The 23,132-nt window shown below is 70.7% G+C and carries 27 protein-coding genes; 16 read left to right on the plus strand and 11 right to left on the minus strand.

Translation table 11 applies throughout. From position 1 onward, the window contains the following. The first annotated feature begins 281 nt into the window (after positions 1-281). The 5 genes from CRT23_RS22065 (at position 282) to CRT23_RS22080 (ending at position 2,645) form a co-directional block, all read left to right on the plus strand. Positions 282-578, plus strand: a complete 297-nt coding sequence (locus CRT23_RS22065; protein WP_103711815.1) for a hypothetical protein — start codon at positions 282-284, stop codon at positions 576-578. An 872-nt stretch (positions 579-1,450) separates the two neighbouring features. Further along, on the plus strand, positions 1,451-1,627 hold the full coding sequence (locus CRT23_RS28625) for a hypothetical protein (RefSeq protein WP_181017431.1): 177 nt from the start codon (positions 1,451-1,453) through the stop codon (positions 1,625-1,627). A gap of 81 nt (positions 1,628-1,708) precedes the next feature. Next, complete coding sequence (locus CRT23_RS22070) at positions 1,709-1,993, plus strand: hypothetical protein (RefSeq protein WP_103711816.1); 285 nt, start codon at positions 1,709-1,711, stop codon at positions 1,991-1,993. A gap of 55 nt (positions 1,994-2,048) precedes the next feature. Continuing rightward, the gene (locus CRT23_RS22075; RefSeq protein WP_055951739.1) at positions 2,049-2,282 is read left to right on the plus strand and encodes a DUF2171 domain-containing protein; all 234 of its coding nucleotides are present in this window, start codon (positions 2,049-2,051) and stop codon (positions 2,280-2,282) included. A gap of 78 nt (positions 2,283-2,360) precedes the next feature. After that, a complete protein-coding gene (locus CRT23_RS22080; protein WP_103711817.1) occupies positions 2,361-2,645 on the plus strand; it encodes a hypothetical protein in 285 nt (94 codons plus the stop codon). A 226-nt stretch (positions 2,646-2,871) separates the two neighbouring features. Here the strand turns inward: CRT23_RS22080 and CRT23_RS22085 are convergent, their stop codons facing one another. Genes CRT23_RS22085 through CRT23_RS22095 form a run of 3 tightly spaced genes read right to left on the minus strand, consistent with a single transcriptional unit; the run spans position 2,872 to position 5,487 of the window. Next, positions 2,872-3,666, minus strand: a complete 795-nt coding sequence (locus CRT23_RS22085; RefSeq protein ID WP_103711818.1) for an ABC transporter ATP-binding protein — start codon at positions 3,664-3,666, stop codon at positions 2,872-2,874. 16 nt (positions 3,667-3,682) lie between these two features. Next, complete coding sequence (locus CRT23_RS22090) at positions 3,683-4,486, minus strand: ABC transporter permease (protein WP_055951730.1); 804 nt, start codon at positions 4,484-4,486, stop codon at positions 3,683-3,685. An 8-nt stretch (positions 4,487-4,494) separates the two neighbouring features. Next, positions 4,495-5,487 carry an ABC transporter substrate-binding protein gene (locus tag CRT23_RS22095; RefSeq protein ID WP_082513001.1) on the minus strand — a complete coding sequence of 331 codons (993 nt, stop codon included), beginning with the start codon at positions 5,485-5,487 and terminating at the stop codon, positions 4,495-4,497. Positions 5,488-5,601: 114 nt separating this feature from the next. On the opposite strand from CRT23_RS22095, the gene CRT23_RS22100 reads away from it, so the two are divergent. The 6 genes from CRT23_RS22100 to CRT23_RS22120 all read left to right on the plus strand — a co-directional run bounded on the left by CRT23_RS22100 (position 5,602) and on the right by CRT23_RS22120 (position 11,625). Next, entirely contained in the window at positions 5,602-6,540 is a 939-nt protein-coding gene (locus CRT23_RS22100) for a 3-hydroxyacyl-CoA dehydrogenase NAD-binding domain-containing protein (protein ID WP_245436476.1), read from the plus strand. 106 nt (positions 6,541-6,646) lie between these two features. Next, positions 6,647-7,597, plus strand: coding sequence for an NAD(P)-dependent oxidoreductase (locus CRT23_RS22105; RefSeq protein ID WP_245436477.1), 951 nt, complete (start codon positions 6,647-6,649; stop codon positions 7,595-7,597). 177 nt (positions 7,598-7,774) lie between these two features. Further along, positions 7,775-7,909, plus strand: a complete 135-nt coding sequence (locus tag CRT23_RS29655) for a hypothetical protein (protein WP_280951998.1) — start codon at positions 7,775-7,777, stop codon at positions 7,907-7,909. Between the two features lie 194 nt (positions 7,910-8,103). After that, the gene (locus CRT23_RS22110) at positions 8,104-8,889 is read left to right on the plus strand and encodes an SDR family oxidoreductase (protein WP_103711821.1); all 786 of its coding nucleotides are present in this window, start codon (positions 8,104-8,106) and stop codon (positions 8,887-8,889) included. 59 nt (positions 8,890-8,948) lie between these two features. Continuing rightward, entirely contained in the window at positions 8,949-9,884 is a 936-nt protein-coding gene (locus CRT23_RS22115) for a dihydrodipicolinate synthase family protein (protein ID WP_103711822.1), read from the plus strand. 22 nt (positions 9,885-9,906) lie between these two features. Continuing rightward, positions 9,907-11,625: an IlvD/Edd family dehydratase gene (locus tag CRT23_RS22120; RefSeq protein WP_103711823.1), complete on the plus strand. Its 1,719-nt coding sequence runs from the start codon at positions 9,907-9,909 to the stop codon at positions 11,623-11,625. Positions 11,626-11,635: 10 nt separating this feature from the next. Here CRT23_RS22120 and CRT23_RS22125 read toward each other — a convergent pair whose 3' ends face one another. Then, positions 11,636-12,832 (minus strand): MFS transporter, encoded by a 1,197-nt coding sequence (locus CRT23_RS22125; protein ID WP_103711824.1) that lies wholly within the window; start codon positions 12,830-12,832, stop codon positions 11,636-11,638. A 150-nt stretch (positions 12,833-12,982) separates the two neighbouring features. Between CRT23_RS22125 and CRT23_RS22130 the strand changes: the two genes are divergently transcribed. Continuing rightward, positions 12,983-13,738 carry a helix-turn-helix transcriptional regulator gene (locus CRT23_RS22130; protein ID WP_103711825.1) on the plus strand — a complete coding sequence of 252 codons (756 nt, stop codon included), beginning with the start codon at positions 12,983-12,985 and terminating at the stop codon, positions 13,736-13,738. Positions 13,739-13,849: 111 nt separating this feature from the next. Here the strand turns inward: CRT23_RS22130 and CRT23_RS22135 are convergent, their stop codons facing one another. Then, the gene (locus CRT23_RS22135) at positions 13,850-14,248 is read right to left on the minus strand and encodes a hypothetical protein (RefSeq protein ID WP_055951708.1); all 399 of its coding nucleotides are present in this window, start codon (positions 14,246-14,248) and stop codon (positions 13,850-13,852) included. 481 nt (positions 14,249-14,729) lie between these two features. Between CRT23_RS22135 and CRT23_RS22140 the strand changes: the two genes are divergently transcribed. Next, positions 14,730-15,560 carry a fumarylacetoacetate hydrolase family protein gene (locus CRT23_RS22140; RefSeq protein ID WP_245436479.1) on the plus strand — a complete coding sequence of 277 codons (831 nt, stop codon included), beginning with the start codon at positions 14,730-14,732 and terminating at the stop codon, positions 15,558-15,560. On the opposite strand, the gene CRT23_RS22145 is transcribed toward CRT23_RS22140, so the two are convergent. Beyond that, a complete protein-coding gene (locus CRT23_RS22145) occupies positions 15,541-16,836 on the minus strand; it encodes a CoA transferase (RefSeq protein ID WP_103711826.1) in 1,296 nt (431 codons plus the stop codon). The genes CRT23_RS22140 and CRT23_RS22145 overlap by 20 nt on opposite strands. A 175-nt stretch (positions 16,837-17,011) precedes the next feature. Here CRT23_RS22145 and CRT23_RS22150 point away from each other — a divergent pair, with 175 nt between their 5' ends. Together CRT23_RS22150 and CRT23_RS22155 are read left to right on the plus strand one after the other, a co-directional pair. Then, positions 17,012-18,241, plus strand: a complete 1,230-nt coding sequence (locus tag CRT23_RS22150) for an acyl-CoA dehydrogenase (RefSeq protein ID WP_103711827.1) — start codon at positions 17,012-17,014, stop codon at positions 18,239-18,241. Between the two features lie 102 nt (positions 18,242-18,343). Further along, positions 18,344-18,997 (plus strand): TetR/AcrR family transcriptional regulator, encoded by a 654-nt coding sequence (locus tag CRT23_RS22155; RefSeq protein ID WP_146056462.1) that lies wholly within the window; start codon positions 18,344-18,346, stop codon positions 18,995-18,997. A gap of 7 nt (positions 18,998-19,004) precedes the next feature. Here CRT23_RS22155 and CRT23_RS22160 read toward each other — a convergent pair whose 3' ends face one another. From CRT23_RS22160 to CRT23_RS22170, 4 genes are all read right to left on the minus strand, one after another. Further along, complete coding sequence (locus CRT23_RS22160) at positions 19,005-20,198, minus strand: MFS transporter (protein WP_103711828.1); 1,194 nt, start codon at positions 20,196-20,198, stop codon at positions 19,005-19,007. Between the two features lie 69 nt (positions 20,199-20,267). After that, a complete protein-coding gene (locus CRT23_RS22165) occupies positions 20,268-20,480 on the minus strand; it encodes a hypothetical protein (RefSeq protein ID WP_103711829.1) in 213 nt (70 codons plus the stop codon). After that, positions 20,480-20,611, minus strand: coding sequence for a hypothetical protein (locus CRT23_RS29660; protein WP_274533606.1), 132 nt, complete (start codon positions 20,609-20,611; stop codon positions 20,480-20,482). Before CRT23_RS29660 ends, CRT23_RS22165 begins: the two co-directional genes overlap by 1 nt. A 116-nt stretch (positions 20,612-20,727) precedes the next feature. Then, complete coding sequence (locus tag CRT23_RS22170; protein WP_103711830.1) at positions 20,728-21,132, minus strand: hypothetical protein; 405 nt, start codon at positions 21,130-21,132, stop codon at positions 20,728-20,730. A gap of 105 nt (positions 21,133-21,237) precedes the next feature. Between CRT23_RS22170 and CRT23_RS22175 the strand changes: the two genes are divergently transcribed. Beyond that, positions 21,238-22,347 (plus strand): UV damage endonuclease UvsE, encoded by a 1,110-nt coding sequence (locus CRT23_RS22175; protein ID WP_103711831.1) that lies wholly within the window; start codon positions 21,238-21,240, stop codon positions 22,345-22,347. Between the two features lie 102 nt (positions 22,348-22,449). On the opposite strand, the gene CRT23_RS22180 is transcribed toward CRT23_RS22175, so the two are convergent. Further along, positions 22,450-23,127, minus strand: coding sequence for an aldolase (locus tag CRT23_RS22180; RefSeq protein ID WP_055951680.1), 678 nt, complete (start codon positions 23,125-23,127; stop codon positions 22,450-22,452). Positions 23,128-23,132: the final 5 nt, after the last annotated feature.

Below are 23,132 nucleotides of genomic sequence, written 5' to 3' on the forward strand. Positions count from 1 at the left end.
TCGACCTCTGGTACATCGAGAACCAGAGCCTGCGCCTCGACCTCCAGATCCTCCTGCGCACCGTCCTGGCCGAAATCACCCGCCGCACCAACGCCTTCTGAGCACGGCCGTACGCCCTACCTCGGGAATGACCTGACGCGGTCGCGACCGCGCCGAACGAGCGCCGATGGGACGGGACAGCCGAAGCGCCTGCTCGGGGCTGCCCTTCACCCAGCCGATGCGCTTGCGATAGGCTGGTGCGTGGTCGATTCACCACCCGTCTTCACGCAGAGCGACGCCCGATGCCCGCCTCCAACACTTTCGGCGCAAGGCTCGAATCCCTCCGGGGTTCGATCCAGCGGAACATCCACGTGGTCCGCCTGGCCGCCACCGTGGAAATGAGCAAGCCGCGCACCCGCGGCACCGGCTACGCGCTCTTCGCCCTCGGCATCGCGCTCGGCGTCCTGATCTCGTTCCTGCTCCAGTTCCTGGCCGTCCTGGTCATGATCGCCCTCGGATTCGCCCTCGGCTACGCTGCCCGGTCCTACGTCTCGAAGCGTCGCAAGGACCGCTTCCTGCAGGAGCGCTTGTTGCGCTGAGCCGATTCCGGAGGGGCCGCGCCCCTGCGGGGGCCGTTCGGACGAAGCTCCGCGCGGCACAGGCCCCTTCTTGCTCGGGACGTAACGTGGGTGAATGCCGCCGCCCGACGTGCCTGTCACAGTCGAAGGGCTGGCCGCGTCCCCCCGATGGCCAGTGTGGCCCTGCTTCGCGTTCCCCCCAATCGACCGCGGGCGGGGCCACCCCTTCGGAGAGGCTCGCCGGAGCATCTCTGCGGAGGAGATCCTCCTTCGCCGCGGGTCTGGGCTCGTCCCCTCAGAGAGGGCGCGAAGCGCGCATGCGGGCGAGCTCCATCGCGGCCAGCGCCATGGGAATGCCGATGAGGAGGAGGGCGAAGAGGAGGGCCATGCGTCACCGTCCGGAGGCGTCGGGTTGAGGCAGGCTGTCCGAGCACGCGGGGGGCCCGAGGCGAGACCCTGCCCGAGGGATCAGCATCAACGCCGCATCCGGGCAGAGGGTTTCGCGATTCCGCGAATCCGACGGGCATGCCCGCCAGGATCCGGTGCGCGTACATCCGGCGTCACCCGATCCGGCGGCATGGCCGTCGCCGGTCTGGCCCCCCGAAGGCGCCACCGGCTTGAGCACACCCTGACGCATCATGGTTAAGGATTGATGAAGGGCCGGGCCTGCGGCGAACAGGATCGGGAACCTGGAGCCCTGCCGCCGACGCGGCGCCAAACGCCGCACAGCCTGACCCGCGCTCGGCGCCGTCCCCCATATGGGGGCATGCCCGACCGGTCCGCCGAAACGCGCGCCTTCCTGATGACCCTCGCCCGAAACCTGCGCGCCGCCCGGTTGCGCCTCGGCCTTCCCGTGGAGGACCTGGCTTTCCCGTGGACGACCTGGCTTTCCCGTGGACGACCTGGCCTTCCTGGCCGAGGTCGATGTTTTGGTGATCCAGTCCGTGGAGCGGGGGGAGGGCGACGCGATTGATCTCGCCACCCTCGGCCGCCTGGCCTGGGCCCGAGGCGAGACCCCGGACGCCTGCTCGCACAGCCGGACAGATACACCCTGCGCCTGGACGCCTTAGCGCAGGGAAGCGCCACTTCAAGAATGTCGTTCACAGGCAAGCTTTGCTATTCGCCTGTCCACAGGAACGGGACGGGGACGTATGACGGCAGAGATCGACACGCGGGTGCGCGGCGCCCGAACGGAGGAAACCCGGGCCGACAAGGCGCGGGCCCTGCGGCTCCGGCGGCTCTGGCGCAGCCACGACACCACGCTGCAATCCAGCGGCCTCGCCCTGGGCCGACCGGTCCTGACCACCAAGGCCGCCACCGCGCGGCCGGATACACCCCAAACTTCGGCAGGCGGCCTCACCGCCCGCGAACTCATCAACATGGCGCGCGCCGCGCGGCGCGACCGCGCCGGCACCCCATCCTGCCCCTCCTCCTGACGACCGGAACACCGCCTCGCGGCTCCCGTTGACGTGGGAACAGGGAGTGAAACCGATGGTCGACGTCTCGCAGATCAAGGAACATGCCGACGTGGTCGGCTCGGACGGCGCCCATGTCGGCACCGTCGATCACGTCGACAAGGGCGAGATCAAGTTGACGAAGAAGGACGCGGCGGCGGGCGGCCTTCACCATTTCATCCCGGTCGACTTCGTCCAGTCCGTCGAGGGCAACACCGTGCGCCTCGACCGGCCGGCCGAAGAGGTCAAGCGGGAATGGTCGACCTCCTGATCGCCCCGCGCCCCTTCGCCGGGTCCGTCGGCGACCGGGTCCGCGCATCCGCCTCGTCGACCCGAAGGAAGAGAACCCATGGCTGATGTCATCACGGGCGATTTCGGCACGAGCCGGGAGGCCCTGGCAGGCCTGGAGCGCGTCTTCGGGGAAGCGGCCGGCCTGCGGGTCGGCCTGCGCCGCATCGAAGCGCCCCACGGCGACGAGCTTCAGGTCACCGTCGGAGCACAGGCGCTGTCGGTTCCCCGGCCCGTGGCCGTCGTCCTGGCCAATGCCGCCGGTGAGGACGAGGCGGACCGCATCGGCAAGGCCGTCCTCGAGGCACTCCAATTGGCGGAGAGCCTGGGCCAAGGGCCATTCTGAAAAGCGGCCATTCTGAAAAGCGGTCGTTCCGAACAGGTGCACCGATCAATTGACGCTTTTCATCTTGCCAGCCGGCGTCCGAACCGCTTTCATTCCCGGGCTGCCCGTGCTGGTCCTCGGGTGATTGGCAACAACCTTCAGCGCCCGCGGCCCACCGGCCTGCGGGCGTTCTTCTGTCGGGTCGCAAGATGTCGGTGCGCCAGATGTCGGTGCGCCAGGACTGCGCTCAATCCACGGCCGCCCCGTGCAGCTCCGCGCTGGTAAAGCGCTGCTGCTCGGCCATCACGAGGCCGGCGAGTTCGCGCTTGAGGGCGTTGAACTCGCCCGCGGCGGTGTCGCGCGGGCGCGGAATCTCCACCGTCATGTCGCGCTTGATGCGCCCCGGCCGGTAGGTCATCACCAGGATGCGGTCCGCGAGGTAGATCGCCTCCTCGATGGAATGGGTGACGAAGATCACCGTCTTGCGGTACTCGGCCCAGATCCGCAGCAACTCGTCCTGCAGGGTCCGCCGGGTCAGGGCGTCGAGGGCCCCGAAGGGCTCGTCCATCAGCATCACCGGCGGGTCGAGGGCCAGGATGCGGGCGATGGCCACGCGCTGGCGCATGCCGCCCGAGAGGTCCTTCGGGTAGCGCTTGCGGAAATCCGACAGGCCGAGGGTGGCGACGATGCGGTCCACCGTCACCGTGGCGTCGGTCCGCGGCACGCCCCGGATGTCGAGACCGAAGCGGACGTTGTCCTCCACGTTCATCCAGGGGAACAGCGCGTATTCCTGGAAGACCATGCCGCGGTCGGGTCCGGGCTCGGTGACGGGGCGGCCGCCCATGATGATCTGCCCGGCGCTGAGCGGGGTGAAGCCCGCGATGGCGTTGAGCAGGGTGGACTTGCCGCAGCCGGACGGCCCGAGCAGGCAGAGGAACTGCCCCTCCGGCACCGTGGCGGTGATGTCGTCCAGGGCCGGCACGGCGCCGGCGCCCGTCCCGAACACCTTGCTGGCGTGGGCGATCTCGATTTGCGCCGACATGATCAGGCGTCCCGGTTCAGCGTTCAAGGCCGCGATGCCAGCGCAGGAGGTGGTCGTTGAGGCGCGACATCGCCCCGTCGATGATGAGCCCGAGGACGCCGATGGTCAGCATGCCGCCGATGATCTTGTCGGACCACATGTACTCGCGGGCCTCCAGGATGCGGTAGCCGAGCCCGTCCGAGACCGCGATCATCTCGGCGACGATGACCACGATGAAGGCGGTGCCGATGCCGATGCGCATGCCCGCGAGCACGAAGGGGCTCGCCGCCGGCAGGATCACCCGGCGAAACATTGTCCAGGAACCGGCCCCGAGGTTGCGGGCCGCGCGGATGTAGATCGAATCCACCTGGCGCACCCCCGCGATGGTGTTGACCAGCACGGGGAAGAAGGTGCCCAGCGCGATCAGGAACAGCGCCGGCGGATTGCCGAGGCCGAACCAGACGATGGCGAGGGGAATGTACGCGATGGGCGGGATCGGCCGCAGGATCTCGAGGAGCGGGCTGAACAGACCGTAGAGCCGGTCGCTGGTCCCGAGCAGGAGCCCGACCGGCACCGCGAGGCCGGCGCCGAGGCAGAACCCGGTGAGGACCCGGGCAAGACTGGCGATGGCGTCGTGGGGCATCTCGCCGGAGAACACCCAGTGCCAGTAGCCTTCGGTCGCCGGGTCGTAGGGCAGCCCGGGCAGGATGCCCTGGTACCACTTCACCGCCACCGCGCTCGGCGGCGGCAGCACGATGGGGGAGAACACGCCGGCCCGGCTCAGCACCTCCCACAGGATCAGGAGAACGAGGGGGACGATCGCGCCGCGGAGCCGATGCATGGGTCCGCTCAGTTCGTCTTGAGTTCGGCTTTGGCCTTGTCGAGGAGGTCGGTCTTCACCCACTCGGCATCGGATTTCGGCGGGTTCACCATCTTACCGAGGCCGTACTTGACCATGTAGTCGGTCGTGGTCTGCATGTGCCCGGCCGGCACGTCGTAGGTGTACTTGGCGTTGGCCATGCCGTCGCGGAAATCCTGGCTCGAGAGCTGGCCCTTGAACACGGTCTCGCGGACGTATTTCTCGGCCAGCGCCGGGTCGTCGATGAAGGCCTTCGTGGCGGCGACGAACAGCTTGAGCACCTTGGCGGCGACCTCGGGACGCTCGTTGTACATCTTCTCGGTCATCACCAGCGGACGCACCGGCACGCCGATGGGCGTGTCGTAGGGCTTGACCACCTCGGTGGCGTAGCCGGCGCTGATGGCCTGGGTCGATTGCGGCTCGCTCTGGCAGATCACGTCGACGTATTTCTGCGCCAGGGCCTGGTTCAGGTCGGCGTAGTTGTTGAAGTAGATCAGCTGCACGTCCTTGCCGGCCCGCTCGGACCAGGTCATCCCGTGCTTGTCGAGTTCGGCCAGGAGCATCAGGTCCTGGGTGCCGCCGCGGACGGTGGCGACCTTCAGGCCCTTCACGTCCTTGAGGGTCTTGACGGTGTCGAGGTCGGGCCGGCGCAGGATGCGCACGCCGCCATTGGCGAAGCCCGCCACCACGTAGAGCTTCACGCCGTTGCCGCGCGCGGCCACGGCGCCGTCGGCGCCCGAGGCCGAGATGTCGATCTGGTCCACCGCCATGGCGGGGTAGATGTCGGCCCCCTTGGCGAAGACCTTCTCGTCGATCTTCAGGCCGAATTTCGGAGCGATCTCCTTCATGTAGGAGATGGCGCCGTAATGGGCGAATTTCAGGTTGCCGAGGCGCACCACATCCTCGGCCCGGGCGCTGCCGAGGCCCCCCAAGGTCGCGAGAACGAGCAGAGCTGCGCGCGCGGTCGCGTGGCGCTTGAACATCGGCTTCCTCCGGTCGCGGGTCGTGTCGCCCACTTCGTCCGCCGCGAAAACGGTCGGTACAGGGTTGAATAAGCGTATTCTGGATTCGAAAGTAAACCCGCCCGGGAGAGAGTTTTGACAGCCATTGAAATGGATGAAATCGAACGGGTCACCGTGTTGGGCTGCGGAACCCTGGGCGCCAGCTGGGCGGCCCTGTTCCTCGCCCACGGCCTCGACGTGGCGGCCTACGACCCGGCGCCCGGCTTCGCGGCGGCGGCCGTCCGCGCGGTCGAGGCAGCGCGGACGCAGCTGGCCGAACTCGGCCTGACCGGGCAGGGCACGCTGCGCTTCCACGACCGTCTGGAGGACGCGCTCGCGGGCACGGGCTTCGTGCAGGAGAACGCGCCGGAGAACGAGGCGGTCAAGCGCGCCCTGCTGGCGGAGGTCGATCGCCGGCTGCCCCCGTCGATCCTCGTCGCCTCGAGCACCTCGGCGATGCTGCGCAGCGCCCTCGTGGCCGACTGCGCCCGGCCCGAGCGGATCGTGGTGGCGCACCCGTTCCACCCGCCCCACCTCGTGCCCCTGGTGGAGATCGTGGCCGGCGACCCCGCCACGGCGGCCCGGGCCGCCGCCTTCTACGCCCGGCTCGGGCGCCGGCCGGTGGTGCTCGCCCGCGAGATGCCGGGCCATATCGCCAACCGCCTCGCCTCGGCCCTCTACCGAGAAGCCGTCAACCTCGTGGCCGAAGGGGTGGCGAGTGTCGCCGACATCGACGCCGCCCTGTGCAACGGCCCGGGCCTGCGCTGGGCCGCGATGGGGCCGCACATGACCTATCATCTCGGGGGCGGGGCGGGCGGCATCCGGCACTATCTCGACCACCTCGGTCCGAGCCAGGTCCGGCGCTGGGCCAGCCTCGGGACCCCGGAGTTGACCGAGGACGTCAAGGACCGGATCGTCGCCGGGATCGAGGCGGAGGCTGCCGGCCGCTCGCTCGCGGTCCTGGCGGAGCGCCGCGACCGCGCGCTCATCGAGATCCTCAAGGCCCGCACCGAGGTGGCGGGGCAGGACCCCTGAGCCACTGCACGCCGCCCGATCCCGGATCGGCCCCGCCCGCATTTCCGAAGGCAGACCCAGCGTGAGCGTATCCCGGCAGGAAAGATCGCCAGACCTCCGCCCCCTGGTGGTCCTGACCAATCCCATCCATCCGGAGGCCGTCGCCCGGCTCTCGGGCGAGGCCCGGGTGCTCACCGCCGCGGACACCCGGCCCGAGACCCTGCGGGCCCTGGCGGCCGAGGCGGCAGGCCTGATCGTGCGGGCGCAATTGCCCGACGACATCCTCGACCACGCGCCGCTCCTGCGCGGCATCGTGCGCCACGGGGTCGGGCTCGACTTCGTACCCCTGGAGGCTGCGACGGCCCGCGGCATCCCGGTGGCCAACCTGCCCGGCAGCAACACCCAGGCGGTGGCCGAGTACGTTTTCGCGGCCCTGCTCCACCTGCGCCGCCAGTTGGCGCCCCTGGACCGCACCCTGCGCGAAGCCGGCTGGCTCCCGGCGAAATCCCGGGCGAGCGACCTCGGCGAGATCGGCGGGACGACCCTCGGCGTCCTCGGCACCGGGGAGATCGGCCGCCGGGTCGCCGCCATCGCCCGCCACGGCTTCGGCCTGCGGGTGCTCGGCCATTCCCGAAGCCCGAACACCGCCGGCGGACTGATCGAGCCGGTGGACCGGGAGACCCTGTTCGCGGAAAGCGACGCCGTGGTGGTCGCCTGCCCGCTGACGCCCGAGACCCGTGGCCTCGTCGATGCGGGGCTGATCGGCCGGATGCGGCCCGACGCCGTGCTGATCAACGTGGCGCGCGGTCCCATCGTGCGGGACGACGCCCTCGCGGCGGCCCTGCGGGCGGGGGCGATCGGGGGTGCGGCCCTCGACGTGTTCGAGACCCAGCCGCTACCCGCGGACCATCCCTACTTCGCCTGCCCGAACCTGCTCCTGACCCCGCACGTCGCCGGCACCAGTGCCGCGAGCCTGCGGGTGATGGGCCTCGGCGCCGCCGAGGCGATGCTGTGCATCCTGCGCGGCGTCGCGCCTCCGAACCTCGTCAACCCGGAGGCCCTGCAAAGGGCGGACTGAGCGCGGCCGGCGGCTCGGCCGCGCCACGCACAGGACGGTTAAGAAATTCCTGCCTTGCCATGCATGGAGCGCATCATCGTCCCGCCGTCAGAGCGATTGCTGCAGCGCAACATCGGGCCCAGATCACGCTCATCGCGAGCGTCCTGCTCGCCCCCGTCCCGACTGCGCGAGATCGCCATGTCCGCTTCCCCTACCGTCTCCCCGTCCGTCCTGCCGCGCAGCCCGGCCGCCGACGGCCTGTTCGCCCGCATGATCCAGGCCTGGCTCGGCCACTACCAACGGCTGATCGACGCCGGCGCTCATCCGGTCTGAGCGGCCGGCCTAGTCACCGGATCCCGGCCCCGGCCCGGCGAGTTTTCCCTCCCGGACCGGCGGAACGTCGTCGCCCCCCGCTTATCGCCGCCGCCGCAAGCCTGTAGAACAGCCTTCGCCGGAGGGTGGAGCACACCGCCCCCGGGACACGCCTCGACCGCCCGTCGAGAGTGTTCAGCGCGGAGGAGCGGCCGATGGATCTCGGATTGCGCGGCAGGACGGCCCTCGTCCTCGGAGCCGGCGGAGGCCTCGGGCGCGCCATCGCCACGGCGCTGGCGGCCGAGGGCGCCCGGGTCGCGGCGGCCGACATCGATGCCGGTGCCCTCGCGCCCACCCTCGCGGCCATCGCGTCGACCGGGTCGGAGGGGATGGCCCTGACCTGGGACCTGGCCGACCTGTCGCAGATCGAGGGGCACGTCGCCGCCATCGAGGCGCGGCTCGGCCCCGTGGACATCCTCGTCAACAACACCGGCGGCCCGCCGCCGACGCCGGCCTCGGGCCAGGCGCCCGAGCTCTGGGCCCAGCACTTCCACGCCATGGTGGTCTCGGTCATCGCGATCACCGACCGGGTCCTGCCGAGCATGCGCGCCCGGAAATGGGGCCGGGTCATCACCAGCACCTCCTCCGGCGTCGTCGCGCCGATCCCGAACCTCGCGATCTCGAACGCGCTGCGGCTCTCCCTGGTCGGCTGGTCCAAGACCCTGGCGCGGGAGGTCGGGGCCGACGGCGTCACGGTCAACGTCGTACTCCCCGGCCGCATCGCGACGCAGCGCATCCTGTTCCTCGACAACGCCAAGGCCGCGCGCGAGGGCCGCGCCGTGGAGGCCGTGACGGCCGAGAGCACGGCCGCGATCCCCCTCGGGCGCTACGGCGATCCGCGCGAGTACGGCGACGTCGTCGCCTTCCTGGCGAGCGCCCGGGCCGCCTACGTCACCGGGTCGGTGACCCGGGTCGATGGCGGGCTGATCCCCAGCGTCTGACGCCCCGAGGTTCCGGGCGGCACGGCCGCGCGGGCGATTCTGCTACTCCGGAGGACACCATGGCTCTCACCAGCGCGATCAAGGGCGTGATCCCGATCGCCCCGACGCCCTTCCATCCCGACGGCCGGGTCGACGAGGCCTCCCTCGACCGGATGTCGGATTTCTTCCTCGGCGCGGGCATCGACGGCCTCACCATCCTGGGCCAGCTCGGCGAGGCGCCGAAGCTCGACCATGCCGAGGCGGTGGCCATCGCCCGGCGGGTCATCGGGCGCATGGACGTGCCCGTCCTCGTGGGCGTCTCGGCCCCGGGCTTCGCGGCCATGCGCTCGCTCGCCCGGGAGGTGATGGAGCTGGGTGCGGCCGGCGTCATGATCGGGCCGCCCAACACCCTGCGCACCGACGACCAGGTGGTGGCCTATTACCGCAACGCCGCCGAGGCGATCGGCCCCGACGTGCCCTTCGTGATCCAGGATTACCCGCTCACCTTCTCGGTGGTGATGACGCCCGCCGTCATCCGCCGGATCGTCACCGAGACCCCGTCCTGCGTCATGCTCAAGCACGAGGACTGGCCGGGCCTCGACAAGATCACCGCCCTGCGCGGCTTCGAGCAGGATGGCTCGATGCGCCACATCGCGATCCTCACCGGCAACGGCGGCCTGTTCCTCGACTTCGAGATGGAGCGCGGCGCGGACGGGGCCAATACCGGCTACGCCTTCCCGGAGATGCTCGTCGACGTCGTGCGCCTGTCGCGGGCCGGCGAGCGCGATGCGGCCCACGACCTCTTCGACGCGCACCTGCCGTATTTGCGATACGAACAGCAGCAGGGCCCCCTGGGCCTGGCGGTGCGCAAGTACGTCTTCCGGAAGCGCGGGATCTTCGCCTCGGACGCCCAGCGCAAACCGGCCGCGAGCCTGTCGGCGCAGGGCCGGGCGGAGGTCGACTACCTCCTGTCGCGCATCGCCCGCGTCGACCCGCGGGCCCGCGTGGCCCCCTGACCCCCGGAACCGGACGAGCATCATGAGCAAGGGTCTGCGCAAGGGCCTCACCAGCTACGGCGACGCGGGCTTCTCCCTGTTCCTGCGCAAGGCCTTCATCAAGGCGGCGGGCTACTCGGACGACGCCCTCGACCGGCCCATCGTGGGCATCACCAACACGGCGAGCGACTACAATCCGTGCCACGGCAATGCCCCGGCCCTGATCGAGGCGGCCAAGCGCGGGGTGATGCTGGCCGGCGGCCTGCCCATGGTGTTCCCGACGATCTCGATCCACGAGAGCTTCGCGCACCCGACCTCGATGTTCCTGCGCAACCTCATGGCGATGGACACCGAGGAGATGCTGCGGGCCCAGCCGATGGACGCCGTCATCGTCATCGGCGGCTGCGACAAGACCCTGCCGGCGCAGATCATGGCGGCGGCCAGCGTCGACCTGCCGACCGTGGTCATCCCCGTCGGTCCCATGGTGGTCGGCCATCACAAGGGCGAGGTGCTGGGCGCCTGCACCGATTGCCGCCGGCTCTGGAGCGCGCACCGCGCCGGCGAGATCGACGAAGACGAGATCGAGCGCGTCAACGGCCGCCTCGCCCCCTCGGTGGGCACCTGCATGGTGATGGGCACCGCCAGCACCATGGCCTGCGTGACGGAGGCGCTCGGCCTGTCCCTGCCGATGAGCGCCACGGTGCCGGCGCCCCATGCCGAGCGGATCCGCATCGCCGAATCGAGCGGGCGCCGCGCCACCGAGATGGCCCTGTCTGGCGGCCCGCGCCCGAGCGCGCTCCTCACTCCAGCCGCCTTCCGCAACGCCGAGGTTGTGCTGCAGGCGATCGGTGGCTCGACCAACGGCCTGATCCACCTGACTGCCATCGCCAACCGGACGCCGCACGGCATCGACCTCGACGCCTTCGACACCCTCGGGCGCGCGGTGCCGGTGCTCGTTGACCTGAAGCCCTCAGGCCAGCACTACATGGAGCACTTCCACCATGCCGGCGGCGTGCCGGCCCTGCTCCGGAACCTCGGATCGCTGATCGACCTGGAGGCCGCCACGGTCGCGGGCGGGACCCTGCGCGACGTGGTGGCGGCGGCCGAGGCGGTGCCGGGGCAGACCGTGATCCGCTCCGCCGACGATCCGATCAAGCCTGTGGGCGCCATGGCGGTGCTGCGCGGCAACCTCGCTCCGCGCGGCGCCCTGATCAAGCACAGCGCCGCGAGCCCGGCCCTGCTCCAGCATACCGGCCGGGCGGTGGTGTTCAGCTCCATCGCCGACATGACCACACGGATCGACGACCTCGACCTCGATGTCCGGCCGGACGACGTCCTCGTGCTCCAGAACGGCGGTCCCAAGGGCGCGCCGGGCATGCCGGAGGCGGGCTACCTGCCGATTCCGAAGAAGCTCCTGGCGCGCGGGATCAAGGACATGGTGCGCATCTCCGACGCCCGGATGAGCGGCACGGCCTTCGGCACCATCGTGCTCCACATCACGCCGGAATCGGCCGTCGGCGGTCCCCTCGGGCTCGTCCAGACCGGAGATCGCATCCGCCTCGACACCGCTGGCCGGCGCATCGACGTCCTCGTGGACGACGCGGAACTGGAGGCCCGCCGCGCCGCCCTCGGCCCGGTGCAACGACCGGACTGGGCACGGCGCGGCTACGCGCACCTGTTCTACGGGTCGGTTCTGCAGGCGGACGAGGGCTGCGACTTCGACTTCCTGCGCGCCGAGCCGATGCCGGACAGCGAGGGCTAGGCCGCCCTCGTCACGCCGCGGGGGCGACCGCGCGGGATACCGGCTGCCGCGTGAGGACGAAGAAGCCGAGGGCGGCGGCGAAGATGACGGCACCGAATGCCGCCGCGATCCCCAGCACGAGGCCGAATCCGCCCCGGTCGTGCAGCAGGGCGATCATCGGCACCACGAACCCGCTGATGGTAAAGCCGAGGAAGTAGCGCACGCTGTAGGCCCTGGCGCGGTAGAGCGGGGGCACGTAGCGGGCCACCATCGCGTCGTTGATCACGACCTGCCCGTAGAGGGCCGCCATCGTCAGCACGAGGCCGGCCAGGAGCGGGACGCCCGTGCTCGCCGCCGCGAGGCCGAGGCCGAGGGGCTGCAGGACGGACAGGCCGAGGAAGAGGACCGGCAGGCTGTAGCGGTCGATCAGGCGGCCCATCAGCAGTTGGGTCAGGGCACCGAAAACGAAGACGAGAGTGGCCACCGATCCGATCAGCAGCAGGGGCAGCCCGTCGCCGACGCGCTCGTCGACCACCTTCGGCAGGGCGATCGTGGTGATGTTGAAGGTCATCCCGCCCGCCACGATCGCGAAGGCGAACACCAGCAGAAGCGGGATCGGGCGCGCGACCGGGATGACGGGCTTTGCCCCGGCTTGGCCCTGCGATCCGGTGCCGTCGCCGGGCACGAGGGCCAGGAACGCCGCCCCACAGGCGAGGCAGAACAGGCCCGGCACGACGAAGGCCGCCTGCCAACCGAACGCCGTGGCGAGGAGCGCCGTCACGCCGGAGGCTGTGGCGGCCCCGAGATTACCCCAGACGCCGTTCACGCCGAGGTCGCGCCCCAGACGACGGGCATGACTCACCAGCATGGTGGAGCCGACGGGGTGATAGATGGCCGAGGCGAGCCCGAGCACGCAGAGCCACACCATGAACGCCGTCGGGTTGCCGGCGCTCGCCACGCCGAAGCAGGAGAGGCCGTAGCCGAAGAAGAAGATCGCCAGCAGGGTGCGGCGCCCGAACCGGTCGGCGAGCCAGCCCATCGGCAGGGCGCAGAGCCCGAAGGCCACGAAGGCGCCGGTGGCGAGCTGGATCAGTTCGCCGTAGCTCAGGCCCGTCTGCGTCGCGATCGCGATCACCGCGGTGGGGTAGATCAGCAGGACGAAGTGGTCGAGGGCATGCGCCACGTTGACGAAGCGCAGAGTCCGACGGGACAGGGTTTCGGCGTCCATCGGTCGGGCCTCTCCTCCGGCAGGAATCCTCCCGGGCTGCGGCTGGTGCTGACGCACCGGCCGCCTTCCGCAGGGACTTGCCTCCCGTTTATCTGACCCGTTGAATGGCGTCGGGCCGAATGTGTACGCGATCGGGCCAGGGAGACGCCGATGCGCTCGATCCGGGCGGAAGATTACCAGGTTGTCCCGCGTGCGGTCGCGGTGATGCCCAAAACCTTCGCGGCCGGCAGCAGCACGGACTGGCACCACCATCCGCGGGCCCAGTTCCTCTACGCCACCGCCGGCCTGATGATGGCCACGGCGGAGGCTGGGACCTGGGTCGTGCCGGAAGGCCATGCCCTGTGGATTCCGCCGGGCCTGCCGCACGCCGTCGTCATGCACGGAGATGTGGCGATGTGCTCGGCCTATCTTGCACGGGAGGCGATCGCCGGCTTTCCGGCTCGGGCCCGGGTGATCGAAGTCTCGGCCCTCCTCGCTGCGGCGCTGGTCGCCCTCACGAACGAGCCTGTGCTCTACGACGAGACCGGCCGGGGCGGGCACCTGGAGGCCATCATTCTCGACGAGATCGGACGCGCGCCCGAGACGCGCCTGACCCTGCCCCTGCCACGCGATGCCCGGCTCCGCCGGGTCTGCCTCGGGTTGATCGACGACCCGGCAGGAGCACGCGATCTCGATGCCTGGGCCGAGTGGGCGGGCCTGAGCCGCCGGACGCTGACGCGAGGATTCCGCCGGGAGACGGGTCTGACCTTCGGGCAATGGCGGGCGAGGGCCCGGGTCGTTCGGGCCCTCGCCCTCGCGGTCGATGGACAGGCGCCGCGCCAGGTGGCGGCCTCGGTCGGCTACCGCAGCCTCCAGGCCTTGCGGAGCCGGACACAGGCCCTGGTCGGCGGTGCGTGGGATGCCTGACGGGATCTCCCGTCCCGGAGGCGGCGTCCGGTGCCGCCGGCGAAGCGCATGAAAAAGCCCGCCCGGGCGAGACCGGGCGGGCGTCCTGATGGTGCCGTCGGCGTCAGGCGATCAGCAATCGTCGCCCTTCTTGCCGATCTCCTGGTTCGCGCCGGCATTGTTCATGGCACCCACCGTCCCGGGCGAGGCCGGCTGCTGGCCGCCCGCGAGGTTCTTGCTGGATGTGCCGACTCCGCCGCCCTGGTCGTTCTTGGCCTCCGAACCAGGCTTATCACCGACCATCTGGTTGGCGCCGACGTTGTTCATCGCGCCGACCGTTCCGGGGGAGGCGGGCTGCTGGCCGCCCGCGAGGTTCTTGCTGCCCTGGTCGGCCGTCGAGCTCTTGTCGTTCATCGTCTGCTGGCCCGGGCTGGTGCCCTTCGTCGAACCGGTGTTGCAGGGCGCGGCGAGCGCGGTCCCGGCCGTGATCGCGAAAATGGCAGCGGCTCCGGCAATCGTCGAGATTTTCACGTGGCGTTCCTCCGAGGGTGATGTCGGGAAGTATAATTCCGCGCCCGCGGATCGGTTCCCCGCCGGGATGGATCGTCCGGCAATAGAAATTGCCAACATGTCTCGGTATATCTCTGCCGCGCGTGCGCGATCGCCTGCACGCCGACACCGGTCGCCCAAGATCATGGCGCGGCGACAGTCTCTTTTTCGCAGCCGGCATTATTCGGTTGCCGGCAAGATCGTTCAGCCCTGGGCTCGGCCAATGCGCCGGTTGATGAAGACCCACGGGGCCGGCTCTTTGTTCTGTCACGCCCTCTCGACGCTGTTTTCGGGTCCGGATCGGTGCCGACGGCGCAGCTTCGTCTGCCCGATCTCCCTCGCAGTGGCGCCCCGCGCTGAGGCGGAAAGCCGAGCGAGCCCACTCGGCCGGAATCGCCCACCGGCCGACGCAAATATCCGCTAGAGGCTGGGTATCCGGCCCGACGCCGCGAAGAGGTTCGCCATGTCAGATATCATGCCCTCAGATATCCTGCCCTCAGATATCCTGCCCGAAGCCGTACCCGAAGCCTTCGATCCCCAGCCTGCCGCGGACCTGCTGCTGGCCGCCTATCGCGCGGGGCGGCAGCTCGTTGAACTGCCCGAGGCCGTACGTCCGCGCACGATGTCCGAGGGCTACGACGTCCAGGACCGACTCGTGGCTGCGCTCGGTGCGGAGTCTGCTGGCTGGAAGCTCGCCATCGGCAGCCACAAGGGCAAGCGCGGGTCGGGAGTCGGCCGCTCCATCGCCGGGCGGGTGCTGCGGGACCGGCTCCATGGGAACGGGGCCCGACTGCAGATGCCGCATGCCGGGGCGGTGACGATCGAGTTCGAGATCGCCTACGGAATCGCCCGTGACATCGCCCCCGACGCTCCCGTGGTTCCGGCGGCCGAGGTCGTCGGCGAGACCCGGGCGGCGTTCGAGCTCGTGCTGTCTCGCTACGTCGACCGCCGTGCTGTTGGCTGGCCGAGCTTCGCGGCCGACAATTCGGCTTTCCAGGCCCTGGTGCTCGGCCCCGTGCTGGCCACGGGAGACCTCGCCGAAGTGGCACGCAGCCTCGTGGTCGAAGTCGACGGCGTGGAGCGGGTCCGGGCCGTCACGGGGGAGGACGAGACGGATCCCCTGTCCGCACTCACCGACCTGATGGCCGTGGCGCGCGAGCGCGGCATGACGATCCCGGCCGGCAGCCTCGTCTCCACGGGTACGCTCTCGGTGCCCTTCGACCTGACCGGCCCGGGTCGGATCACGGCCCGGTTCCTCGGCCAAAGCCTCGGGTTCACGCTCCTGTCGGTTTGACCGGATCGCTCGCGGAGCGCTCGGCCTCCGCCGCCCGCCGTGCCGCGCAGTCTGCCCGGATCTCGGCGCTCGATGCCCCCAGGGCCGGCGGCATGTGGCGGACGGGCAGGCGCTCTCCGTCGAGGCGGTAGGGTGGGGCGAGGACGTAGGCAGCAGGGACAGGGGCGGCAGGGACATGGGCGGCAGGGACATGGGCAGCGGAATCGGCGTCGCCGCCCTGCGGCAGCACGAGATTGCCGGCGCGGGCGCGGTCGGAGGTCAGGGCCTCGTGCAGGCCCAGGACCTCGCCGCAGGGGATACCGGCTGCGTCCAGCCGGGCGATGAGGTCGGCTCGGGTCCAGCGGGCCAGTTCGGCCTCGATCGCCGGCAGGAACTGCGCGCGGTTGCGTGAGCGCTCCAGGTTCGTGGCGAAGCGCGGGTCCGCGGCGAGGTCCGGTCGCGCCAGGACCGACTCGCAAAGGCGGCGGTACTGCCCGTTGTTGCCTACCGCCAGCACGATGGGCCCGTCGCCGGCCTGGAACACGCCGTAGGGGGCGATGGACGGATGGGCGTTGCCGGCGCGCACAGGATCGTGCCCGCGCACCATCGCCTCCAGCCCGCAATAGGCGGTGAGCGCCAATCCGCAATCGAACAGGGCGAGCTCGATGTGACGCCCGCGCCCGGTGCGCTCGCGCTCGAACAGGGCGGCGAGCACCCCTTGGGCGGCGTATTGCCCCGTGAAGAGGTCGACCGCCGCGAGGCCGAACTTGAGGGGCGGCCGCTCGGCCTCGCCGTTGAGCGCCATCAGGCCGGCCTCGCCCTGCACCACGATGTCGTAGCCCGGGCGGGTCGCCTCCGGCCCGTCCGAGGCGTAGCCGGAGATCGAGCAGTAGATCAGGCGCGGATTCTCGGCGCTCAAGGTCGCGTAGCCGAGGCCGAGGCGATCGGCGCCCCCGGTCTTGAAGTTCTGCACCACCACGTCGCAGGTGCGGGCGAGGTCGCGCGCCACGGCAAGGCCCTCCGGGGTGGCAAGGTCGAGGGTGATCGAGCGCTTGTTGCGGTTGGCGGCGTCGAAGTACGAGGTGTTGCTGGGCCCCGTACGCAGGCCCCAGTCGCGGGTGTCGTCGCCGCGTTCCGGATGCTCGACCTTGATCACCTCGGCGCCGAGGTCGCCGAGGCACATGGCGCTCCAGGGCCCGGCGAGCACGCGCGAGAGGTCGAGGACGCGGATGCCGTCGAGCGGCAGAGGCCGCGCAGGAGAGCGGGGGCCGTCATCGCGCGCCGTCTTCTCGACCATGGTCCGTTCCCATCTCGTGCAGGCGGCATCCGTTCCGGCATTCGGGGCGCCGCTTCAAGCCGCGCCTGTCTATCAGGTTCGGTCCCGACCCCGGAACCGATTCCGGGCCGGACAGGTGGCCTCTCGGACGGGGCCTGATAGGATTGCCGGAACACAGAAACCCGAGGAACCGCCCATGAACGCCCCGACGCGCCCGCCCGGCTCCGCTGCGCCCACCGCCCCCGCCTCGGCGAGCTTCGCCTGGGACGACCCCTTCCTCCTCGACGACCAGCTCACCGAGGACGAGCGCGCGATCCACGAGGCCGCCCGGGCCTTCGCGCAGGAGGAGCTGCTGCCCGGCATCGTCGAGGCCTACGCGCACGAGACCAGCAACCCGGAGCTGTTCCGGAAGATGGGCGAACGCGGGCTCCTCGGCGTCACCCTGCCGGAGGCCTACGGCGGCGCCGGCGCCTCCTACGTCGCCTACGGCCTCGTGGCCCGCGCCGTCGAGGCGGTGGATTCCGGCTACCGCTCTATGATGAGCGTGCAATCCTCCCTGGTGATGTATCCGATCCACGCCTACGGCTCGGAGGCGCAGCGCCAGAAATTCCTGCCCAAGCTCGCCGCGGGGGCGTGGATCGGCTGCTTCGGCCTGACCGAGCCCGATGCCGGCTCGGATCCCGCCGGCATGAAGACGCGGGCGGTGAAGGTCGACGGCGGCTACCGCCTATCGGGAGCCAAGATGTGGATCTCGAACGCGCCCTTCGCCGACGTCTTCGTGGTCTGGGCGAAGTCCGACGCCCACGACGACGCGATCCGGGGCTTCATCCTGGAGAAGGGCATGAAGGGCCTCTCCGCGCCGACCCTGAAGGGCAAGCTCTCCCTGCGCGCCTCCACCACGGGCGAGATCGTGATGGAGGATGTCGAGGTTGGCGAGGACGCGCTCCTGCCCGACGTCTCGGGCCTGAAGGGACCGTTCGGCTGCCTGAACCGAGCCCGCTACGGCATCGCCTGGGGCGCCATGGGGGCGGCGGAGGATTGCTGGCACCGGGCCCGGTCCTACACCCTGGAGCGCAAGCAGTTCGGCCGGCCGCTGGCTCAGACCCAGCTCGTGCAGAAAAAGCTCGCCGACATGCAGACCGAGATCGCCCTCGGGTTCCAGGCCGCCCTGCGTGTCGGGCGCCTGTTCGACGAAGGCCGGATGGCGCCCGAGATGATCTCGCTGATCAAGCGCAACAATTGCGGCAAGGCGCTCGACATCGCCCGGGTCGCCCGCGACATGCACGGCGGCAACGGCATCATGGGCGAGTACCACGTGATGCGTCATGCCCAGAACCTCGAGACGGTGAACACCTACGAAGGCACGCACGACGTGCACGCGCTGATCCTCGGCCGGGCGCAGACGGGCCTGCAGGCCTTCTTCTGACGGAGACGTCGGGACGCGGCGGGTCCACATCCGCATCACGCCGCGTCCCTGGCCTTCCTCGGAAAGGACTGGCATCGTTTCCCGGGGAGAGGATACCGCGCCGTGGCTCAGAGGGACGAGATGCCGTCGCCATCCCGGCGCCTGGGTCGCCCGCCGCGCGGGACCGAGGGCGACGTGCTGCTGCGCGTCCTCGACGCCGCCCGGGTCGTGTTCCTCACCGAGGGCTTCGAGGCGGCGAGCATCGACGCCATCGCGGGCTCGGCCGGCCTCTCGAAGAAGACGATCTACGCGCGCTTCGCCTCGAAGGTCGATCTCTTCGAAGCCGTGTGCGTGCGCTTCATCGAGGAGAACGTGCCCTCCATCGAGAAGGTGGCGGCGGAAGCCGGATCGGTGGAGGAGCGCCTCCACCGCATCGCCCTGGCGATCCTCGAGACCGTGGTCACGCCGGACTGCATCGCGTTCCGGCGGGTGATGGTGGCCGAGGCCGGACGCTTCCCGGAATTCGCCCGGGCCCTCCACGATTTCGGACTGGCGCGGGTGGTGCCCCTGGTGGAGCGCTGCCTGGAGGACGGCGTGCGCTCCGGTGCGATCGCGGTGGACGATGTCCGGCACGCGGCCGATGCCTTCCTGGGCCTGACCATCCGGGGATTCGTCGACCGGACGGAGCTGGGCCTGGAGCGGCCTGGTATGACCCACGTCAAGCGCGCGACGCTGAAGCGCTCGCTCGATTTCTTCCTGCGGGCGTGCCGACCCTGATCCGCGGTCAGGCGGCCGGCGGGGCAGGGCGCCGGAGGCCGGCCGCCAGGGGCAGCGCCCCGGCACAGAGCGCCGCCATGCTCCAGAACGCATCCGCCCCGAACCGCCCGTAGAGCCACCCGGACAGGCCGGTCAGGACGGTGTTGGCGAGCCCGAGGCCGAGAGTCGCGTAGAGGGTCTGCGCAGTGGCGCCGCCGCGGGCGGGCACGAGGTCGGCCAGGAGGCGCATATTGGCCAGATGCAGCAGCGCGAAGGTGAAGCCGTGCAGCGCCTGGCCGATCGCCAGCATCGGCACCGCCACCGTCGTCGCCATGATCGCCCAGCGTAGGATCCCGGCACCGGCCGCCAGCATCGCAGCCCCGGCGGTGCCCAGGCGCTCCAGCAGCCAGGAGCCGCACAGGACGAACACCACGACCTCCGAGAGCACGGCCAGGGACCAGAGCAGGCTGACGGTGCCGGGGCCGAGGCCCGCCGCGCGCCAGCGGATCACCGCGAAGGCCTCGTGCAGGGCGTGGCTGCCGATGACGAGGGCCGCCACCAGGAGCACCCGCCGGAAGAGTGGAACCGCGAGCAGGTCACGCAGGGTGTTGCGGGTGGGCGCCTCCGGAAGCGGCGAACTCGGGTGCCCGATCCGTGGGGTCGCGGGCACCCGGCGGACGGCGAGGGCGGTGAGCAGGAACAGCAGGCCGCTCGACACCAGGATGCTGGGCAATCCGGCCCAGGCGACCGCCTGACCGGATACCAGGGTCGCCAGGATGAAGGCGGCCGAACCAGCGCCCCGGACCCAGCCATACGCGAAGGTCTTCTCCCGCTCCATCGCCGCGAGGGTGAGGGCGTCGGCCAGGGGTGCGAGGGCCGCAAGGGCGACGGCCTGCGCCAGGCCCAGGACGAGGAGCGCGGGAAAACCGTGCCCCAGGAGGGTGGCGAAGGCGAGGAGCCCGGCAGCGGCGGCTCCGGCGGCCAGGACAGCCCGGGTGGCGTCGAGGCGATCCGCGATCCGCCCCGCCACCGGTCCGGCCACGAGCCGCATCAGCGTTCCGGCGGCGAGAACGATCCCGATCTCGGAGGCGTCGAGCCCGCGCGCGTCGAGAAAGCTCGGGAGGAAGGGCGAGACCATCCCGTAGGCGGCGTAGAGGCAGCCCTGCAGGAAGACGAAGGCTGTAAAGGAGCCGCGCCAGGACCAGGCAGGGGGACCGCGCATCCTTCCAGCCTCCGTTCGTGCGCTCTGTGCCTCGGACTCCGCGTCCGGTTCCTCAGGGTGGCTCGACCCTCAGGGTGCCTTGGCAGGCGGGAAGGCGGTGCCGGGGCAGTTGGCGGCCAGCCCGGTCTCGCCGACGCGGTCGGGCGCGCAGGCGGGAATGGCCGGACGTCCGCCATTCTCGATGCGCGCCTCCTGCAGGCGGTCGTACTTCCAGAACCCGAGGCCGATCACCACCAGGATGGCCAGGAGGGCGGCACCCGCCAGGGGCAACCAGCGCGGCATCAGCGGGCGCTCGCGCCGGCTTCCGGCACAGGCTGGGTGTGGGCGGTGTCGCCGTGCTTGACGAAGGTGAACAGGATCACCCCCGCCAGGAGAGCGACGGCGGCGATGAAGACGGGGAACAGGCGACGCATCGGGAGGAAACCACGCTGATAGGACGAACCGCCGAAATCGCGCCGGCGGGTGCGGGTAACGCGCGGGCCGGGTCCGAGGTCGCAGGGCGGGCCTCACAAATTCGGCGAAGCGCCCGTCAGGCCAGGGTCGTCACCCGCTGGCCGGCCTCGCCGTAGCCGAGGCGCGCCCCCTCGCGGTTGACGATTCCGAAGCGCAGGGTCGCCTCCTGGAGATAGTCGATGGCCGCGATGAGGGCGCGTCGCGCCGGCTCCACGGCCTCGGGCTCGTCGTCGGCCGGCGTCTCGGCGAAGTTGACGGCGGCGATCAGCACCCGGTCGCGCTCGTCCTCGATCCGGCGGTCGCGCTCGACGCGGCCCCGGATCTCCGTGTCGAAGGCCGCCACCACGGCGAAGGGGAAGTCGTCGCGGCGCGATCCCCGGGGATAGGCCAGGGTCAGGCGACGGGCGACGTCGGCCGCGCGCCGGACCTGATCCGCGAGCTTGGCCTCTGCTAGCTTGGCCTCTGCGAGCTTGGCGTCCATGGAACACTCCGGCGCTGACGGGGGCCGTCGGCGCGGGGGCAACGCACCGCATCCGGTCCCTGGTTCCGGCCGTGCACCAATGCCACTCCACCGCGTTATCGCCCCATGACGCATCCCACTTCGACCGATCCAGCCCCGACCGATTCCGCACCCCGCCTCGGCTTCTGCTGCAAGTTCATCCTCGAACCGCCCTCCGAGCCCTTCAAGACCCTGAAGGCCGCCCGCGAGGCGACCCTGCAGATGAACCTCACCCACGCCACCATGGCGCACCTGAAGAGCCTCGCGCCCGCCGCGCGTCGGGACAAGCTCGAAGGCCTCGTGCGCCACAACCTCGGCGCCCTGGAGCGCCAAGTGACCTGGGTCGCCGCCCGCCCCGTGATCGAGCGCCTGCTGCGGATCGCCAGCAACGTCCTGCCCGGCTACACCCATGCGGTGGCGCAGGACATCTACGCCGAACCCGAGATGCGCCGCCTTGTCGAGGACGGCCTCGCCCGGATCGGCGGGATCGCCCGGGCCGGGGCGGTGCGCCTGAGCTTCCATCCCGGCCCGTTCTGCGTCATCGCCTCGCAGAACCCGGCAGCCCAGCGCAACGGCATCGAGGAGCTGGAGCACCACGCCGAGCTCATGGCGATGCTCGGCTATGGCCAGGGCTGGCACCCGCACGGGGCCCACATCAACATCCATGTCGGTGCCCGCGACCCCGGCATCGAAGGGTTTCGCGCGAGCCTGCCGAAGCTCTCCCAGACCGCCCGCGATCTCTTGACCGTGGAGAACGATGAGAACTTCTTCGGCCTCGACACGGTGCTCGGCCTCGCCGACGTCGTGCCGGTGGTGCTCGACCTGCACCACCACTGGGTCGAGAGCCGGGGTGCGTATATCGAGCCCGACGATCCCCGCGTCGCGCGGGTGCGCGAGTCCTGGCGGGGCGTGCGCCCCGTGGCCCATATCAGCGTCTCACGCGAGGGCCTGCTGGAAGGGCACGCCGCCGACGCCCTGCCGGACTTCGCCGCCCTGACCGAGGCGGGTCACAACTGGCGCGATCTCGCGGCCCATTCGGACATGATGTGGAACCGGGCCGTGAACGCCCTGGTGGCCCGTCACATGACCTGGGCGGATTTCGAGATCGAGGCCAAATCCAAGAACATCGCCTCGGCCGGCATCGCCGCCGAGATCGCCGCAACCCTGCCAACGGCGCAGAGCGAGGTGGCGGCCTGACAAGAAGGCCCTCGCGTGGTCACCGCAACCCTGCCCACGGCGCCGATCGCGGTGGCGGCGCGAAAAGGGTCTCAGCCGCGCAGGAGTTTTTCTGCGCGCCTTTCAATGCCCGTGGTCGTGATCGTGGCCGTCAGGCTCCGGCAAGCTCAGGCCGAAATGGCTGACGAGATCCTGCACCTGCCCCGGGCTGAGATGGCGCGGGTTGAGGTTGCGCAGGAGGAGGTAGAGCTTGGCCGTCTCTTCCAGCTCCTCGGTGGCGAAGACGGCATTTTCCAGGGTGGTGCCGGCCACCACCGGGCCGTGATTGGCCAGCAGCACCGAGGCGTAGCGACCGGCCAGACCCCGGATCGCATCCGCCACCGCCGGATCGCCGGGGCGATAGTACGGCACCAGGGCCGTGGCCCCGGCCCGCATCAGGTAATAGGGCGTCAGCGGCGGCAGCACCGCCTTCGGGTCGATCTCGGGCAGCATCGACACCGCCACCGCGTGGGTCGAGTGCAGGTGGACGATGGCGCGGGCCTCCGTTCGGCTGTCGTAGAGCGCCGCGTGCAGTGGGATCTCCTTCGTCGGTGCATGGCCCGAGACCAGAGTGCCGGCGGCGTCGAGGCGCGTGATCGTCGCCGGGTCGAGGAAGCCCAGCGAGGCGTTGGTCGGCGTCACCAGCCAGCCGCCGTCGTCGAGACGCAGGGAGATGTTGCCTGACGAACCCGGCGTCAGGCCGCGCTCGAACAGCGAGCGGCCGAACCGGCAGATCTGTTCGCGAAGCTTCGATTCGCTCATGGGAT

Origin of the sequence: Methylobacterium sp. V23 (assembly GCF_002917135.1) — a bacterium.
In the GTDB taxonomy this organism is placed as follows: domain Bacteria; phylum Pseudomonadota; class Alphaproteobacteria; order Rhizobiales; family Beijerinckiaceae; genus Methylobacterium.

Excerpts from the sequence above, each read along its gene's own strand:
- CRT23_RS22065 (WP_103711815.1), top strand. The coding sequence starts at position 282 with ATGCCCGCCTCCAACACTTTCGGCGCAAGGCTCGAATCCCTCCGGGGT.
- CRT23_RS22070 (WP_103711816.1), top strand. The coding sequence starts at position 1,709 with ATGACGGCAGAGATCGACACGCGGGTGCGCGGCGCCCGAACGGAGGAA.
- CRT23_RS22075 (WP_055951739.1), top strand. The coding sequence starts at position 2,049 with ATGGTCGACGTCTCGCAGATCAAGGAACATGCCGACGTGGTCGGCTCG.
- CRT23_RS22080 (WP_103711817.1), top strand. The coding sequence starts at position 2,361 with ATGGCTGATGTCATCACGGGCGATTTCGGCACGAGCCGGGAGGCCCTG.
- CRT23_RS22085 (WP_103711818.1), bottom strand. The coding sequence starts at position 3,666 with ATGTCGGCGCAAATCGAGATCGCCCACGCCAGCAAGGTGTTCGGGACG.
- CRT23_RS22090 (WP_055951730.1), bottom strand. The coding sequence starts at position 4,486 with ATGCATCGGCTCCGCGGCGCGATCGTCCCCCTCGTTCTCCTGATCCTG.
- CRT23_RS22095 (WP_082513001.1), bottom strand. The coding sequence starts at position 5,487 with ATGTTCAAGCGCCACGCGACCGCGCGCGCAGCTCTGCTCGTTCTCGCG.
- CRT23_RS29655 (WP_280951998.1), top strand. The coding sequence starts at position 7,775 with ATGTCCGCTTCCCCTACCGTCTCCCCGTCCGTCCTGCCGCGCAGCCCG.
- CRT23_RS22110 (WP_103711821.1), top strand. The coding sequence starts at position 8,104 with ATGGATCTCGGATTGCGCGGCAGGACGGCCCTCGTCCTCGGAGCCGGC.
- CRT23_RS22115 (WP_103711822.1), top strand. The coding sequence starts at position 8,949 with ATGGCTCTCACCAGCGCGATCAAGGGCGTGATCCCGATCGCCCCGACG.
- CRT23_RS22120 (WP_103711823.1), top strand. The coding sequence starts at position 9,907 with ATGAGCAAGGGTCTGCGCAAGGGCCTCACCAGCTACGGCGACGCGGGC.
- CRT23_RS22125 (WP_103711824.1), bottom strand. The coding sequence starts at position 12,832 with ATGGACGCCGAAACCCTGTCCCGTCGGACTCTGCGCTTCGTCAACGTG.
- CRT23_RS22130 (WP_103711825.1), top strand. The coding sequence starts at position 12,983 with ATGCGCTCGATCCGGGCGGAAGATTACCAGGTTGTCCCGCGTGCGGTC.
- CRT23_RS22140 (WP_245436479.1), top strand. The coding sequence starts at position 14,730 with ATGTCAGATATCATGCCCTCAGATATCCTGCCCTCAGATATCCTGCCC.
- CRT23_RS22145 (WP_103711826.1), bottom strand. The coding sequence starts at position 16,836 with ATGGTCGAGAAGACGGCGCGCGATGACGGCCCCCGCTCTCCTGCGCGG.
- CRT23_RS22150 (WP_103711827.1), top strand. The coding sequence starts at position 17,012 with ATGAACGCCCCGACGCGCCCGCCCGGCTCCGCTGCGCCCACCGCCCCC.
- CRT23_RS22160 (WP_103711828.1), bottom strand. The coding sequence starts at position 20,198 with ATGCGCGGTCCCCCTGCCTGGTCCTGGCGCGGCTCCTTTACAGCCTTC.
- CRT23_RS22165 (WP_103711829.1), bottom strand. The coding sequence starts at position 20,480 with ATGCCGCGCTGGTTGCCCCTGGCGGGTGCCGCCCTCCTGGCCATCCTG.
- CRT23_RS29660 (WP_274533606.1), bottom strand. The coding sequence starts at position 20,611 with ATGCGTCGCCTGTTCCCCGTCTTCATCGCCGCCGTCGCTCTCCTGGCG.
- CRT23_RS22170 (WP_103711830.1), bottom strand. The coding sequence starts at position 21,132 with ATGGACGCCAAGCTCGCAGAGGCCAAGCTAGCAGAGGCCAAGCTCGCG.
- CRT23_RS22175 (WP_103711831.1), top strand. The coding sequence starts at position 21,238 with ATGACGCATCCCACTTCGACCGATCCAGCCCCGACCGATTCCGCACCC.
- CRT23_RS22180 (WP_055951680.1), bottom strand. The coding sequence starts at position 23,127 with ATGAGCGAATCGAAGCTTCGCGAACAGATCTGCCGGTTCGGCCGCTCG.